Origin of the sequence: Cryobacterium sp. M91, from assembly GCF_002929615.1 — a bacterium.
In the GTDB taxonomy this organism is placed as follows: Bacteria; Actinomycetota; Actinomycetes; order Actinomycetales; family Microbacteriaceae; genus Cryobacterium; species Cryobacterium levicorallinum.
Genome location: NZ_PJJT01000066.1, coordinates 17967 through 32790, shown reverse-complemented (window position 1 = coordinate 32790; position 14824 = coordinate 17967). Strand labels below are relative to the sequence as shown.

At 62.1% G+C, this 14824-nt stretch carries 15 protein-coding genes and 1 pseudogene; 12 read left to right on the top strand and 4 right to left on the bottom strand.

Going from position 1 to position 14824, the window contains the following annotated elements; genetic code table 11:
• Nucleotides 1-134: 134 nt before the first annotated feature.
• Complete coding sequence (locus tag CXY80_RS02620) at nucleotides 135-812, bottom strand: GNAT family N-acetyltransferase (protein ID WP_233194852.1); 678 nt, start codon at nucleotides 810-812, stop codon at nucleotides 135-137.
• A 196-nt stretch (nucleotides 813-1008) separates the two neighbouring features.
• Here CXY80_RS02620 and CXY80_RS20655 point away from each other — a divergent pair, with 196 nt between their 5' ends.
• The 10 genes from CXY80_RS20655 (at nucleotide 1009) to CXY80_RS19955 (ending at nucleotide 8232) form a co-directional block, all read left to right on the top strand.
• Nucleotides 1009-1425: a GNAT family N-acetyltransferase gene (locus tag CXY80_RS20655; protein ID WP_104131504.1), complete on the top strand. Its 417-nt coding sequence runs from the start codon at nucleotides 1009-1011 to the stop codon at nucleotides 1423-1425.
• Nucleotides 1426-1685: 260 nt separating this feature from the next.
• A complete protein-coding gene (locus CXY80_RS19960; RefSeq protein ID WP_233194851.1) occupies nucleotides 1686-1952 on the top strand; it encodes a hypothetical protein in 267 nt (88 codons plus the stop codon).
• Nucleotides 1953-2024: 72 nt separating this feature from the next.
• Nucleotides 2025-2687 carry a DedA family protein gene (locus CXY80_RS02605; protein WP_233194849.1) on the top strand — a complete coding sequence of 221 codons (663 nt, stop codon included), beginning with the start codon at nucleotides 2025-2027 and terminating at the stop codon, nucleotides 2685-2687.
• 328 nt (nucleotides 2688-3015) lie between these two features.
• Complete coding sequence (locus tag CXY80_RS02600; protein ID WP_104131501.1) at nucleotides 3016-3750, top strand: ABC transporter ATP-binding protein; 735 nt, start codon at nucleotides 3016-3018, stop codon at nucleotides 3748-3750.
• Nucleotides 3747-4652 carry an ABC transporter permease gene (locus CXY80_RS02595; RefSeq protein ID WP_104131500.1) on the top strand — a complete coding sequence of 302 codons (906 nt, stop codon included), beginning with the start codon at nucleotides 3747-3749 and terminating at the stop codon, nucleotides 4650-4652. Before CXY80_RS02600 ends, CXY80_RS02595 begins: the two co-directional genes overlap by 4 nt.
• A gap of 3 nt (nucleotides 4653-4655) precedes the next feature.
• Nucleotides 4656-5597, top strand: a complete 942-nt coding sequence (locus CXY80_RS02590) for an ABC transporter permease (RefSeq protein ID WP_104131499.1) — start codon at nucleotides 4656-4658, stop codon at nucleotides 5595-5597.
• The gene (locus CXY80_RS02585) at nucleotides 5594-6160 is read left to right on the top strand and encodes a hypothetical protein (protein ID WP_104131498.1); all 567 of its coding nucleotides are present in this window, start codon (nucleotides 5594-5596) and stop codon (nucleotides 6158-6160) included. The genes CXY80_RS02590 and CXY80_RS02585 overlap by 4 nt, the downstream gene beginning before the upstream one ends.
• A gap of 33 nt (nucleotides 6161-6193) precedes the next feature.
• On the top strand, nucleotides 6194-6754 hold the full coding sequence (locus CXY80_RS02580) for a response regulator transcription factor (RefSeq protein ID WP_233194845.1): 561 nt from the start codon (nucleotides 6194-6196) through the stop codon (nucleotides 6752-6754).
• Nucleotides 6687-7826, top strand: coding sequence for an ATP-binding protein (locus CXY80_RS02575; protein ID WP_233194860.1), 1140 nt, complete (start codon nucleotides 6687-6689; stop codon nucleotides 7824-7826). Before CXY80_RS02580 ends, CXY80_RS02575 begins: the two co-directional genes overlap by 68 nt.
• 103 nt (nucleotides 7827-7929) lie before the next feature.
• Nucleotides 7930-8232, top strand: coding sequence for a hypothetical protein (locus tag CXY80_RS19955; RefSeq protein WP_233194843.1), 303 nt, complete (start codon nucleotides 7930-7932; stop codon nucleotides 8230-8232).
• Between the two features lie 30 nt (nucleotides 8233-8262).
• On the opposite strand, the pseudogene CXY80_RS20650 reads toward CXY80_RS19955, so the two are convergent.
• A pseudogene (locus CXY80_RS20650) lies at nucleotides 8263-8343 on the bottom strand (multicopper oxidase domain-containing protein); the annotation flags it as partial.
• A gap of 314 nt (nucleotides 8344-8657) precedes the next feature.
• Here CXY80_RS20650 and CXY80_RS02565 point away from each other — a divergent pair.
• Both CXY80_RS02565 and CXY80_RS02560 read left to right on the top strand, forming a co-directional pair.
• Nucleotides 8658-10037, top strand: a complete 1380-nt coding sequence (locus CXY80_RS02565; protein ID WP_158251539.1) for a glycosyltransferase family 39 protein — start codon at nucleotides 8658-8660, stop codon at nucleotides 10035-10037.
• A 79-nt stretch (nucleotides 10038-10116) separates the two neighbouring features.
• Entirely contained in the window at nucleotides 10117-11352 is a 1236-nt protein-coding gene (locus CXY80_RS02560; protein WP_233194841.1) for an acyltransferase, read from the top strand.
• Nucleotides 11353-11418: 66 nt separating this feature from the next.
• Here the strand turns inward: CXY80_RS02560 and CXY80_RS02555 are convergent, their stop codons facing one another.
• Both CXY80_RS02555 and CXY80_RS02550 read right to left on the bottom strand, forming a co-directional pair.
• Nucleotides 11419-13965: a bifunctional lysylphosphatidylglycerol flippase/synthetase MprF gene (locus CXY80_RS02555; RefSeq protein ID WP_233194839.1), complete on the bottom strand. Its 2547-nt coding sequence runs from the start codon at nucleotides 13963-13965 to the stop codon at nucleotides 11419-11421.
• On the bottom strand, nucleotides 13955-14647 hold the full coding sequence (locus CXY80_RS02550; protein WP_104131493.1) for an esterase family protein: 693 nt from the start codon (nucleotides 14645-14647) through the stop codon (nucleotides 13955-13957). Before CXY80_RS02550 ends, CXY80_RS02555 begins: the two co-directional genes overlap by 11 nt.
• Nucleotides 14648-14824: the final 177 nt, after the last annotated feature.

The window sequence follows — 14824 nt, the reverse complement described above, 5'->3', positions numbered from 1 at the left end:
CGCGTCAGTGCCATCCTGCTCTTCATCCTGCGCTGACTCTATTGCAATTTCTGCCCGTCTTCGCCTTGTCATGCATCCGCAAGAGGAACGTCTTGCGGTACTGGGTTTGGAACGGCGTGGGCGAAGTTGCCCGTTCAATGGGAATCGGTGAGCAGCTGATACATGAGATGGTCCTGCCACCGGCCCGCAATTTTCAGGTATTTGGGTGCAGTTCCGTAGCGCACGAAGCCCACGCGTTCGAGGACTCGTTGGGAGCGCGCGTTGGGGATCAGCGTCTCGGCCTGGATTCTGTGCAGACTCAATTCTTTGAATGCCAGCGCGGTCATTGCTCGAACTGCGTTGGTGGCATAGCCACGTCCGTTGCTCTCTTGAGCGACCCAGTAGCCCATGTTGCAGGACTGAAAGGCTCCGTAGGTGATCCCACTGAACGTGATTCGACCTACAACCTGCGAATCCTCGTCGAGAATCACGTGTGGCACGGCCTCGCCTCGGCCGTGCCGAGCGAGCGCGTTTTCAACTTCCGCCTGCTGACCTGCCACCGTGAAGTAGGGGTCCGCGCGGATTGGGTCCCATGGAGCTAAGAAAAGCCGACTGGATAGCTGAAGGCCGGCGAGGCGCTCCACATCGTTGACGGATATGAGTCGAGTAGTAGCAGGCATTAGAGAATGCTGCCACATGCGACTCAAATCACCCGCGCCCGCAAGGGGAACGCTGAACGGACACTCCCACGTCGTCACTGGGATCGACGGCGCGTTTCGGCGCAGGGTGCCCGTATAGGTGCCCCGTAAGGAATTCGCGCTCAGGTACGTCATACGCGACACCAGTCCGACGCTACAGACCGTCTCGGAAGTCATGAGTTTCGAGGCAGATAGATTACGAGACAGGCGCCCACTCACGGAGTTCCGCGCAGCCGTTTGATAGACGGTCTCTCATCGGGCACTGATGTTAAAGTTTTGACATGGTTGTGACCCGTTCTGCGATTGCCGGCGATTATGCGCGTGTTCTTGAGTGGGTGCCCGACGCCCCGCGTTGTACCTGTTTGCCGGTCCGAGCCTTACTTGGCCGCCAACCGTAGAGCAATTCGAGGAGATCGCTAAGAGACCAGGTCTGAGCGCCTCGGTGGTTGATGATGACGAAAGTCAGGCCGCATGGGGACACTTCGACCTAACGGTGCAAGGCGGTTCAGCCCGTCTAGGAAGAGTGATTGTCGACCCCCGATGCCGAGGACAAGGCCTGGGGCACACTCTCACCCAGGCGGTAATCGAGAAGGCTCGTGGCCTCGGAGTTAGCAAAATTCGTCTAGCAGTCGTTACGGACAACGAACCTGCGGTGAAGGCCTACCGGCGAGCTGGGTTCAAAGAAGTCGTGGATCCCGAGCGTCCCCTGTTCACAACGATGGCGTATCAAATTTCTGATCGCTCGTAATGCGGTCGGCCATCGGGTGCCTCACCTCCAGTCGCGATGCCACGCCAACCGTTCTTGAGATGCCCGTCAACCCCGCCTGACAAAAATGTCCCGCGTGCCTTACCTGCAACAAAATGTCACCGTCTCGAAACCCTAGGGATATAAGACGTCTCATTGTCGTGATCTGCGCTTCCTCAAAATCGTCGGAATCTGGCGGCTCGGCGCGTCTTATAACTACGTCCCATAACCAACCGCTCTATTTGCGGTACACACCGTTAGTTATGAGACACCTCAGGAGCAGAATTGACGCAACTGATCGGCTACGCGCGCGTATTCACGCCGTGCTCACCTTCTGGATCGCGTACATCCTGACCCGCCCGTTGGGCGCGTCCACCGGCGACTTGCTCTCGCAGCCCCTCGCCGACGGCGGGCTGGGGCTCGGAACCACGGGAACCAGCATGCTCTTCCTGGCCGTGATCCTCATTCTGGTGATCGTACTCACCCGCCGCGCACACACCGCGGACGCACAGCTGACGGCGACCGTCTAACTCCAGCGTGCAGCAGCGGATTCCCGGCCCCTCCTCAGGAAATTCATAGAAAGCCCGCGCAGCATGAAAACTGTGATCGTAACCGCACTGTCCATATCTGGATTACTTGATCCGCAATCGGTGATCGCGGGTGCCGGCGTCTGGGGTCTCGCCGTCGTCTGCGCCATCGTCTTCGTGGAGACCGGTTTGCTCGTCGGGTTCTTCCTACCCGGCGATACTCTGCTGTTCTTTACCGGCGTTCTCATCCTCAGCGGTGTGATCAGCCAGCCGCTCTGGGTCGTTGTCCCCGCTATTGCTCTGTCGGCCGCGCTGGGCGACCAGCTCGGCTACATAATCGGGCGCGCGTCGGGTCCGCGCATTTTCGACCGCCGCGATTCCGGCTTGTTCAGCCGGAAGAGCGTCACACGAACGCAGGGGTTCTTTGACCGGTTCGGGCCGGTAGCCGTCACGATCGCCCGCTTCGTTCCCGTCGTACGCACCTTCGCGCCCGTCGCGGCCGGCGTCGGCAAAATGCCGCGGCACGTGTTCACGATGTTCAATATTGTCGGTGCGGTGCTGTGGACGACCGGAGTCGTGCTCCTGGGCTTCGTGCTGGCTCATATCCCGGGCGTCGCCGACTTCGCAGCACAATACATCGATCTCGTGCTGATCGGCATCGTCATCGTGTCAGTCGTGCCCATCCTGATCAGAGCCACCATCGCGCATCGAAGCACTTCTCGCGCCGGACAGCATTGATGCATGCATCCGCCGCCTTTGATATGGTCGCGCGATCACCTGGCCGCCGAAATTGACCAAGCCGAAGGTACTGCATCGGGAGCCTGCTCTCAACGCATTGGATCTCGCGAGCGACCAAATTCGCGGACTCGGCAGGACACGGCGACGTTTAGTCAGACTGCTGTCGCCGCGTTGACGCGGTGCGTTGGTCGACATCGTTCGCAATCCTGCTGATAATCGTCAGCGCTCCTCGAAAGCATTCTCCCCCGGCTATTCGCGTCCGCTTCTTCCTCGGCGGGCTTGGGGCTTCTCATCGTGGTCTCATCGTCGGCTCCCTAATGTCGGACTTATGACAACATCGGCAATTTCAACCTCGGCCTTGACGCGTAGCTTCGGCACGCATCAAGCCCTTGCAGACCTCACTCTCGACGTGGCGCACGGAGAGGTCTTCGGCCTTCTCGGCCATAATGGGGCGGGCAAGACCACGACCGTGAATTTGCTCACCACCCTGCTCGAGCCCACGTCGGGCGATGCGATTATCAACGGTCATAGCGTAAAAGCAGATGCGGCGGGCGTGCGCCAGGCCATCGGCTACCTGCCGGAGAACGTGCAGTTCTACGACAACCTGACGTTGCTGGAGAATTTGCGGTTCTTCGCCCGTCTCTCGGGGTTGCGCCGTCCTGACGCTCGTATGCGCGATGTCCTGAGTTTTCTAGATTTCACCGGGCATGACAATCAGCGGGTGGGGACATTCAGTAAAGGTATGCGTCAGCGTGTGGGCATCGCCCAAGCTGTGCTGCACGCGCCCACCGTGCTGTTTCTGGACGAGCCGACGTCAGGGCTGGACCCGGAGGGAGTGCGCACCCTGCGGGAAACGATTGTGCGCCTGAATCACGAATTCGGCATGACCATCTTCATGAACACGCACCTGCTATCTGAGGTGACCAAGACCTGCACAAGCATCGGAATCCTCAACCATGGACATCTGGTGCACCACGACTCGATGTCCAACACTCTCGCCGCATTCCCTGCCGATGAATCCTTGGAAGACATCTACTTTCAGCTCGATTCGGCTGCCGCATGAATACGATCCTCACCAGTGCGCGGCACGAAATCCTCTGCACCCTGCGCGCCCGGGTCGCGCTGCTGCTGCTGCTGGTGGTGTTCTTGGGAATGGTGTCGCTGTCCTCACTCATCGACTGGCTCACGAACACCACCGTCACCCGGGTGTACAAGAAGATCCTGATCGACGGTCTCACCACTGCGCCGAACCCGTTCGCCGCAGTGTCTTCGCTGTACTACTCACACAATTCGGTGATCTATGTCGTGCTGATCGGCGCCCTCATGGCGATCATCCTCGGCGTGCAGGCCACCCTGCGCGATCGCAAATCGGCGACGGCCGATCTCGTCCTAAGCCGGCCAATCAACACCGTGCAGCGGCTGATCGGACAGTTCCTAGGCTTGGGCGCCGTGATCGCGGCGGTTCTGACCGCCAGCACGGTTATCAGTTGGGCGTCCATCAGTGTCATCGTGGCCGCGCCGCTTGGCATCGACCCGACACTGCGGCTAATTGGGTTCGCCGCACTGTCCTGGACGTTGATGATGATCTTCGCCCTGCTCGGTATGCTCACCGGCCTGTACAGCCGGAAAGAAATGACGGCGTTGCTCGTGCCGTTCGTGATCTGGAGCGCGATCGCGTTCGTACTCCCGCAAATCGGTACCGCTGCTCGTCCCGTGGCACTGTTGAACCCCGTCCCCGCTCTCGCAACGTCGGGCAGTACGTCGTTCGACTTGATCAGTGCGGTCACGGGTCCGTTTGCCATCACCGAGCAATTTAAGCGAGCCGCGAGCATCGTGCTGCGCGATGACAGCGTCACGGGCAGCCCGTGGCTCAGCATTCTGCTGCTGCTGGCCGTGCTGGTCGCAATGACCTGGATCGTCGTCGTCACACCGCGCCGCACCCTAAGGACTGGTCTAAATGAATGACATCTGGATCTTCGGCGGGATCGCCTGTTCGCAATCCTGATCGCGTTCCTGGCAGCTGCCACGCTCATGTCCGTTGCCGTTGCCGTGGCTTCGGCCGACTTTCGCAACCAACTGGACGCCTACAACCTCTATGTCGCCAACCTCGTGCAAAGTGGAAGCACGGTGGTGGCTGCCGCGCCGCAGCTCTTCCCCTTGAAGTTGCTCCGTGGCGGGATCGAGTACCTTGAAATTCTCGGCGCCCTGTTCGCCATCGTGCTCGGGTACGGGACCATCGCCAAAGAGAAACACCGAGGCACTCTGCAGCTGTTTCTGAGCCGTCCGGTCGATCGGTTTGCCTTTGCCGGCGGTAAAGTCCTCGGCCTATCGATCGTGTGGCTCGGTGTTGTCGTCGCCCTGACCGCGGTATCACTGGTCGCTGTGGTCACAATTGGTCATGCCCCGATCCAGGGTATCGACGTGGCACGTCTCCTTATTACTGGTGGCTTCGCTTGGCTCTATCTGGTGTTCTGGACCGCCCTGGCCGTGGGCCTCACGGCGCTGTCCACCCGGTTGAGCACGGGCCTGATCGTGGCGCTGGTGATCTGGCTCGCGTTCGTGCTGATCGTCCCCCAGATTGGCGACACCATGGACCCGGACAACCAGGTACCCGGCGGTCTGTTCGCCACCCTGCAGATTCAAAAACCCGACGAACTGGCCGTCTTGGCCCAGTTCTCTGCGTTCGACGGCATCCGCAACGGCCTCGAAGTGTCGTCGGTGACCAAGCACTTTGAACGCCTCACCTTCGCTTTTCTTGGCATCAAAGACCAGTACAACCAGCAACCCCTCAGCCTGGTGTGGGCGGCAATGCTGCCCTATGCCATCACCCTTACCGCGGCAACCCTTGCCGCCGTGGTCGTCGCCGCCCTCGCAACGACGAGGCGCACATTGCAAAGGAAGCAATCATGAAGTGGAAAATCCTCATCCCCGTCGCTCTCGTGGCCCTCGTCGCCGCTGGCGGAATCGCCATGTCCCAGATGAACGCGCCAGTCTCCCCCGCGGCGAATATCGCCTCCTCCGCCGCGGCAACGGGCGCCGTCTTGCCCGTGACGACAAATCCGATTACCAACACGAGCACTATGCCCGGAATGACGATCGTGTCTGCCGCCGCCGAGGACAACGTCGATAGTGCTGGCACAGCGATCACCGATCGGCTCCAGATCACGATTGGAAACACGACAGGCAACCCACTGACCAACCTGGAGACCTACTATGTGATGAAAGACACCACCACCGGAGCCAGCGAGGCGTACTACCTTCCCTTGGACGGACTCACCCTCGCACCGAATGCCGAAACGACAATCTCGTTCGACAACGAAACCGGTGGCGGCCATTTCCCCGAAAACACATTTAGCCTGTACCGCAGTTCCACCAACCAGGTCGATTTCACTCTCCAGGTCAGTGCCGACGGCGTGCAGATCGCCAACGGCACCGCAACCAAGGGAGCAGGAACCGGTGAACAGGCCGACTAAACACACGTGCGGCCGCCCCGCACAGGTTGCAGTGTGAAGCTACTTGTGGTCGAAGATGACGTCCGCATCGCGGACGTCATCCGTCGCACCCTTACCGAATCCGGTTACGCCGTCGACGTCGCCCACACCGCGCCCGACGGCGTGCAAGCCTTTGAGGTTGAAACTTACGACCTGGTCGTTCTGGATCTGATGCTGCCGGGACTGCCGGGTGGAGGGATGGATGTGTGCCGACGCATCCGTGTGATCAATAACGACGTGCCGGTGCCGGTGCTGATGCTCACCGCACTGGATTCGATGCGCACCAAGGTGGAGGGCCTCGACGCCGGCGCCGATGACTACATCGTCAAACCGTTCCACCTGGTCGAGTTGCTGGCCCGTGTGCGCGCTTCTTCGACGTTCTCCGCGCGCGCACTCACCTATGCTCGAGGCGCAGGGAGTGCTCCTCGATCCGGCAACTCGCACCGCGCGGCGTGCGGGACGCACCATCGAGTTGACGGCGAAGAAATTCGCCGTGCTGGAATACTTGATGCGCAATGCGGGCACCATTATCAGCGCCACCGAGCTGATCGATCATGCGTGGGACAGCAACTATGAGGGGTTCAGCAACATCGTGCAAACCTACATCCGTTACCTGCGGCAAAAAACTCTCCCTCCCGGGCGAGACCGACATCATCGAAACTCGGCGCGGTGCCGGATACCTCATCAACGCAGATCGTTGATGTTCCGCCGCGCGCTGGTACGACTCACCGTGACCTACACGGCCGTGCAGTTGGTGCTATTCGCCGCCTTTGCGGTTGGCATCTACATCTTCGTTACGGGAACGTTCGACTTCGACGCGGCCGAAGCTGGCGGTGCGGGGGCCCTCAATGCGGCGGAACAGGGCTTTGCTAATCTCCGTACGGGGCTAGTCGTGCTCTACGCCGTGCTTCTGGTGCTGATCCCCATCTCCAGCTATCTCATGGCCCGCGCCGCCCTCGCGCCGTTGCAGAAGAGCTACGACCTGCAGCAACGCTTCGTTGACGGTGCCTCCCACGAGATGCGCAGCCCGCTGAGCATCATTCAGGGCGAACTCGAACTCGCCCTGCTTACCACCCGCACCCCCGCCGAGTACGAGCGGGCGATGCAGACCGCGCTCGAAGCCGTCGATGGGCTCACCCGACTCACCAACGACCTTCTACTCCTGTCTCGTGGCGCCGGAACCGAGCTGAAAAGAACCTACAAACTCGTCGACCTGAACGAGCTCATCCGGCTCGACATCGACGCGCGCGCCAGCAACCCAGAGGAAGCCGCCCGGCTGGACATTCACCTAGGGCGGGCCACGGTCGTTCTGGGCTCCCCGGCGTTGCTCGCTCGAGCCATCGCCAATATCATCGACAACGCGCTGAAGTTCACTCCGACGCCGGGCACCGTCACCGTGGGCACCGACACCCAGAACGGCATCTGCAGCATCACCGTGCGTAACACCGGCATTGGCATGGACGACGACGACCTGCAGCACGCCTTCGACCGGTTCTGGCGATCCGATCAGGCCAGATCACATCCCGGACACGGGCTCGGTCTCAGCTTGGTGCAGCAGATCATTCAGGCACACGACGGCCGCATCACGCTCACCTCAAAGTCCGGCGTCGGCACGACCGTCACCGTCAACCTGCCACTCCGCCCGTAGTCCGGCACCTTCGAACTAGCTCTCACGTTCATCTCACGTGCACCTCTCTAGCTTGGAAGTATGGCACCGCAGTTGCGGAGCCCCCTCTCGAAAGGCAAACACCATGCAGAAGAAGATGAAAATCACCACTGGCGCAACAGTTGCTCTGGCTTTGGCTCTTGTCGGCGGCATCACCCTCACCGCTGGAGCCCAAGCCACGCCCGCCACCCCGTCCTCGTCATCCTCAACGGTCGAACCCGGCGCGACGTCGGCCGACACCGACAACGTGCAGGACGAAGTCGAAGACGGCACCAATGACGGCGAGAGCGCTGACGACACCGGCACCGAGTCCGGCACGGAGTCCGGTGTCGAAGACACGAGTGATGACATCAACGGCATCGCCGTCGAAGACGGCACGAAGGACTAACCGCCATGTGGTGCTTTTTTCGTAGGCGACGGTTGTCATCATTCCGGATTCGGAGTGGTGTACGTTGTGACAGCGCAGCATCCACTGGCCCCGGTTGTCTGCGTCGAAAATGATAGGACCTAACCTTGATATGCGAGTCAGACCAGTGTTGGATTCCGAAAAGAGACGGTGCCGGGCGCGCTCAGCCTAGCCAAACCGTTGGACACGATCAATGCCCTCCTGATTTGGCGGGTATCCGCCGCGTATTCCTCCGAGACCGACCGGAATCGCTATCCTTCCCCGAAACGAGTCCTGTGGTCTTCGCCCGAGTCCGGCATCCGACGCGCCTGGCCATGATCGCCGCGGGTTTGGGCGCCGCGGGCACTCTGATCTCCCTGTTGGGTTCATGGATCCCGTCCTTGTGGGGCGATGAGGCTGCCAGCGTCATGTCTGCGACCCGCCCGTTGCCGAGCTTGTTTGCCATGCTCGGCAACGTCGACGCCGTCCACGGCGCCTACTATCTGGGCCTGCACGCGTGGATTTCGTTTTTCGGCGCCTCACCGTTCTCGGTCCGATTCCCCAGCGCCGTAGCCGTGGGATTGGCGGTGGCGGGCCTAGTGTTCCTCGCGGCACGACTGAGCACAACCCGGATCGCTGTGGTCGCCGGCGTGATCGCTTGTCTTCTCCCGCGCGTCACCTACATGGGCGAGGAAGCGAGGCCGTTCGCTTTCAGCGCCGCCATCGCCGCCTGGCTCACCCTGCTCCTGGTCGAACTGATACGTCGCGAGAGTCCACCGCGCCGCCTCTGGATCGGGTATGGCCTCCTTTTCACGCTCGGGATCTACGTCTTCCTCTACTTCGCCCTGTTCGCCCTGGTCCACGCGGTCATCCTGCTCCGCACGCGACGGGGTCGGCTTCTCATCGGGCGGTGGTTCTGGGTGAGCACTATCGCGATCGCGGCCGCCGCCCCGGTCATCTATTGGGCGATCCGGGAACGACGCCAGATCGCTTACCTCGGCATGGGCGACAGCCAGGTCACGTTCAGCACGATCCTGGTCACCTTGTGGTTCGGCACCTGGTGGTTCGCCGTCCTGGCGTGGAGTCTCATCCTGGTGGCGATCGCGCTCGGCACGCGCCCCCGGTGGACTCGGACAGTGCGCACTCCGCAGCCAGACGCCACCCGCCTTGTCCTTCCCAGCCTAGAGTTCGTGGCCGCATCCTGGCTCCTCGTCCCCACCCTTGCGCTGATGGCCGGTGAGATTTTTTGGTCAGGTTTCACGGCCCGTTACGCCTCCGACAGCGCTCCCGCTGCCGCGCTTTTGATGGCGTCCGGCTTGGCCTGGCTCGGCGGCAGGAGAAGGTGGTTCCTCGCCGCCGGCACTCTCGTGGTCGTTCTGGCCTCTGTGCCGATCTATGTCTCCCAACGTGAACCGTACGCGAAGAACCAGAGCGATTGGGCCGATATTAGTGTTGTGCTGCGCGAGCACGCGGTGGTCGGCGATTCGGTAGCCTTCGACGAAGGAGTTCGACCGTCCCGGCGCCCCCGATTGGCGCTCCATACCTACCCGGCAGGCTTCGATGGGCTCCTCGACGTGACCCTGCGCACCCCCTACTGGCAGAATTCAACCTGGTACGACCGCACCTACAGCCTGGACGAGGCGGCAGCGCGCGGCCGCCTGAACGGGGTGCGCCGGCTGTGGCTAGTTGAGTACGCGAGTGCCACGAGCACCGGCACCTACGGCATCGGGGCCTTGGAGAGCCGTGGTTTCGTGAAGTCGGCCGAGTTCACTACCCACCGCAGCGTGATCTACGAGTTCACCCGTTAGCCGATCTCGGCCCGGGATTTTAGGACTTTCGGCCGGTCTCTGCGCGGAACACCCAGCAAGAGGCGATAGCCTCCGGCAAGTGACATTGCAGACGACAGCCGCACGAGCGTCGTCGTCGGCGCCCGTTCCGACACGCCGACTGACTTCCCTGGACGGTTTGCGGGGCGTCGCGGCTCTTGTCGTCATGTTCCATCACCTGTATCTGGTGGCGGTGCCCTCCTTCGTGGCCGCCGGCGGATCACAACCGGGAAGCGTCTACTGGTGGGTTTCCCAAACTCCCTTGAAGATCCTCACCGCCGGGTCAGAGGCTGTCCTGGTTTTCTTCGTGCTCAGCGGGCTCGTGGTTGCCCTGCCCGTGCTGCGCAAGTCTCGGTTCTCTTGGGCGGGGTTCCTTAGCGGTCGGATCGCGCGCATTTATCTGCCGGCGTGGGCCTCCTTGGCGATCGGTACCGCTCTCATCTGGCTCCTGCCGCGCGACCTCGGAGCGGTGACGCCGGGAGCATGGATTGCCACCTCGAACGCAGTGTCGACCACGCCGGCATCGCTGCTCAATCAGATGAGCCTCACGGCCGCATCGTATGGCGTGAACAATGTGCTCTGGTCTTTGCGGTGGGAACTCGCGTTCTCAGTGCTCCTGCCGCTGTTCGCGGCGGTCGCGTTCTTAGCCCGGCGTCGCTGGCTGCTCGCATTGTGCGCCGCATTTGCACTCAGCCTCCTGGGACTACTCACCAACATCGATGCCCTCCGCTACCTCCCGGTGTTCTTCGTCGGAACCCTCATGGCGGTACGCCTGGACGCCATCCGGGAGTGGACACGAAGACGCCTTCGACGCCCGCACGCGCGCCTGTGGGGAATCGTCCTCATTGTCGGCTCGCTTCTCCTGCTCGTGGCTGGCTGGCTGGCCCAGCCGATCGCCGCGCCGGGAACGCTTCCCGGCCGAGTTTTCACCCAGCTGGCCGTGTTCGGTGCAGCCGGCCTCGTCCTGGCCGCTGTCGGTGTGCCGTTCCTGCGCCGGGCTTTGGAATCCCGCCCCAGCCAGTGGCTCGGACGAGTGTCGTTCAGCCTCTATCTCGTCCACGTCCCCATCCTGGCCAGCCTCGGCTTCCTGCTCGGTGACGACAAGTGGTGGCTGGTAGCGCTGATCACAATCCCCCTCGCCCTGCTCATCGCCTGGGGATTCCATCTGGCGCTCGAGCGGCCTTCCCACCGTCTGGCCAGATATACCTCGCAGGTCATGGCTAGGAACGCGGCCCAGCTCAGCGAGAAGGCCGCCAGGGGCGCGGCACGGATCGCCGTCAAGTTCGCCAGGCGGTAGCGTCCGGGTGGTCCACACCGCCGATCGGCCGCGGACGGCACGTCGGTGGATGTCGGTGGGACGCGTTCAATCCTTGCCACGCAGGAGGGTGGTGGCCCGCCGAACGGAGAGGGTGGGAAGGTAGGCCCGCGCGAGCGCTATACCGATGAGAGGTAACACGGTCCGGTCTGGATAGGCCAGGAGCATCGGGCGCAGCTCCGGTTGGAACTTGCGCTTGAAATTCAGGAGTGATCGGAAGCCGTAGACCGGCTCCAGGGATGTGCTGAAATATCCGAGAAGTCGATCCATCCCGGAAGCCTCCTTGCTCGGAGCGGATGCGGTATGCGCCAACGGTTCCCTGGAGAAGACCTTTGCTTCGATGCGACCGCTTTCATCGACCGCGATCATCAGCCGCACTGCCGGGTCCCGCAATTCGTCGAGCCCCCCGAGCGTGAAACCCATCTCGGGTAGATCCTTATCGGCCACCCATTGCTCGGAGATGACCGAGATTTGATTGGCCAGACTCAGCGACAGCGTGGAATAACTCGTCCAGAGCGCACTCACTCCGGCCCGTTCCGCACGATTGATGGAGCTGCGTACGTCCTGCCATTTCTTGCCCGTTGTCACCCACCCGGACGGACGGATCACGGTCTCTTCTGCCACGACCAGCGTCTGCCAGCCCATCGACGTAAAGGTCTTCTCCAGGGAACCGTCGACGCTGTACAGCACCGGAACCCACCCATTGTCATCGCAGTAACGCGCAAACCCCTCGATTGCGAGGTCCTGCCTGCCCGACAGGCCGAATGGACCGCCGATGGTCAGGGCGACGCCGTTCACCACACGGTAGGCAACGGCTTGAACGCCGTCCGTGGCGAACCAGTAGGAATTGCCCGGCCAGGTGGCCATGAAGGAGAGGGAATCGCCTCCGGTCAAAAGGAGAGTTCGCACGCGTTCCGCTGCCCCGGGATCTTCACGTGCCTGGCTGTCGAGGATCGGCCTGATCGCCGCGATCACGACGACACCCCAGAAGAGCAGCCCGACACCGTCGTAGATCATCTGGCCGAGCCAGCCAGATGGCAGGAAGGATATGGTTTCCTGTCTCAGGAAAGCGACGGGAATGAAGCGTTCCGGAACATCGCTGAGCAGCTCACCGAAGGTGACGACGCGATTGAACACTGTGTCTCTGAAGAGCCATCCCACCGTGACGTATACGGTCGCCAGCCCGATGGCGGCCGTGAAGACAATGATCAGATAGCGCGCAATAGTGCGTGTGGATGCGATTACGGGAAAGTGTTGTCGTAAGAGCAGCAGACCGATGCCGATTGCGAATGGCAGCACCATCGACACGGAGAGCGCGAGCGTAGCCTCCCAATAGTTGCTGCCGGGGAGCTTGATCACGTAGGGCAGACCCGAGACGGGAAGAAATCCGAAATAGATCACCGTCAGCGAACCAAGCAACCCGCTCACGGCCGCCGCGAAATACACGGCGAACCGCCGACCCTTGACTAGACCGAAGGCCGCGATGAGCAGGGCGGCCAGGGGGACGATCGAAATGAGAACCGCACCGGGACTGTTTATTCGTTCAAGCGTCAACTCCTGCAGGCATTGCCGGGTGATGTTGAGCGCTTGACAGCGATCGAGTCCCTTGCCGAGGTCCGGAACATCGTTGCCGAGCAGCAGGGCAATCGGTGCCAGCGGGCCGAAGCGGGTAGAGGACAGCAGTGCGATCATCGGTCCGACCGCGGCGACCACCACCGTCGAGGCCATCAGCACGCGAACCTCGTGGTGTGAGCTTCGCACCCATCTCAATCCCAGTATGCGTTTCTCCCGCATCAGGGCTACACCCAGCACCGGGTCAAGTATCACCGCGAGAAGTCGGTACAGATCGGATGGTTGACCGGAGTACAGCAGAAAGACCAGCGCGACCAGCATCGTCAACAATCTGATCCGTCGACGCCAGAGCACGCTGGCGAAGCCGCTGGCCACCATGACGGTCCCGCCGATCGCCATCAACGGATCCAGAACCACAAGCTCGACGACGGCGCGAGACCAGAGTTCCCCGCGGCCGCTGCCGAGGACCTGCAGGCCCACACCGCCGAGAGTGCCGAGGCATGCGGTAACGACGAAGGCGACCAAAGTTCGCCACGACCCCATCAACTCCTCGGAGATGGTCAGCAGCACGGCGCCGATCAGGAGAACGATGACGAGTTCGACCGTGTTGTTCGTGAAGAACACGGCGGTGATCGGGCTCCACCAGTGACCGTCCTGCACCAGAGGCTCATCGCCGGTGCCCACCCCACCCAAAAGCGCCCCGGCGGATCCGAAGATCGGCATCCATAGAAGGCCGGCGACGAGAGTGAGGAACATAATGCTCGCCGCAACCAGGGTGGACCGCGCGCGTCGCACGAGCATAGCTGCGGTCTTGCGCAACAAGAACGGCCGGGTCCGGAGGTGGGAGGTGTCGTCCATTATCCCAACCCGAGCCGCGCGTCGAGTCCGGGCAGCGCCTTCGCGATCACGAACCGCACAATGGTCCAGTCGTGTGCCGAGTTCGGGCAGCGCCTTCGCGATCACGAACCGCACAATGGTCCAGTCGTGTGCCGAGTTCGGAGCCTCGATGAGCTTAGTTACCATGCCAGATCGGTCGGCGGCAGCCCGGACGAGACACTGATTCTTTTTGAAACTCGGCGTCGAGTGCGCCCACCCCGAAAATCGCGACGGTGTCCGCGTACGGAGCCCGAGCAGCCCACACGTTGATGGGCTTCACCGCGTCGTAGGCCGCGGTCGAGCCGCCGAAGGCTCTCGCTACCGTGGTTGACCTGATCGTGGGTTCCGCCTCCCCGGCGACGTCGAGGATTGACCGGAAGACCTCCGGATGGCCCGCCCCGGACTGGATCGAGCACGTTCCGCCCTGTGAAAATCCGCCGACCGCCCAATACCGAGGGTCGTCACTGACCCGAAGATGAGACCGAATCCACTGTGGTACATCCCGGGTGAGGTACGTTTCCGAATTGCCCAGCGGTGAATCGACGCACATGGGATTCTGATTGGCGCGGCCAAGCTGATCGGGGGCGACTACGATTGGCGCGAGGCCATTGTGGCTGGCTGCGTACGCGTCCATGGTGGAGGCGAGGTGTCCAGCGGTGAACACGGCCGCTGGCATGCCTGGCTGACCTGCGAACATCACAAGGACAGGAAGCACGGGTGGGTTCGGGGCGAGAGCGGCAGGCGGCAGGTAGACCAGGGCCGCACGCGCGGCGAAACCGGAGGTTGTCCCCGGGATTGTGACCGTTCCGACCGTACCGCGGGTGGGCATGCCGGGGGGAGCGTGCCACGTGCGCCCGACTGTGCGGGGATCCAGTGCGCCGGCCGGCCCGACAAGCGCGACACGTCCATTGGTCCGTAGGGTGTGATACCCAGGGCATCCTGGAGATTGCGATATGCGCCGAAGTCGACATTGATCGCCGCAGCGGTACTGATCAGGATTACGGGG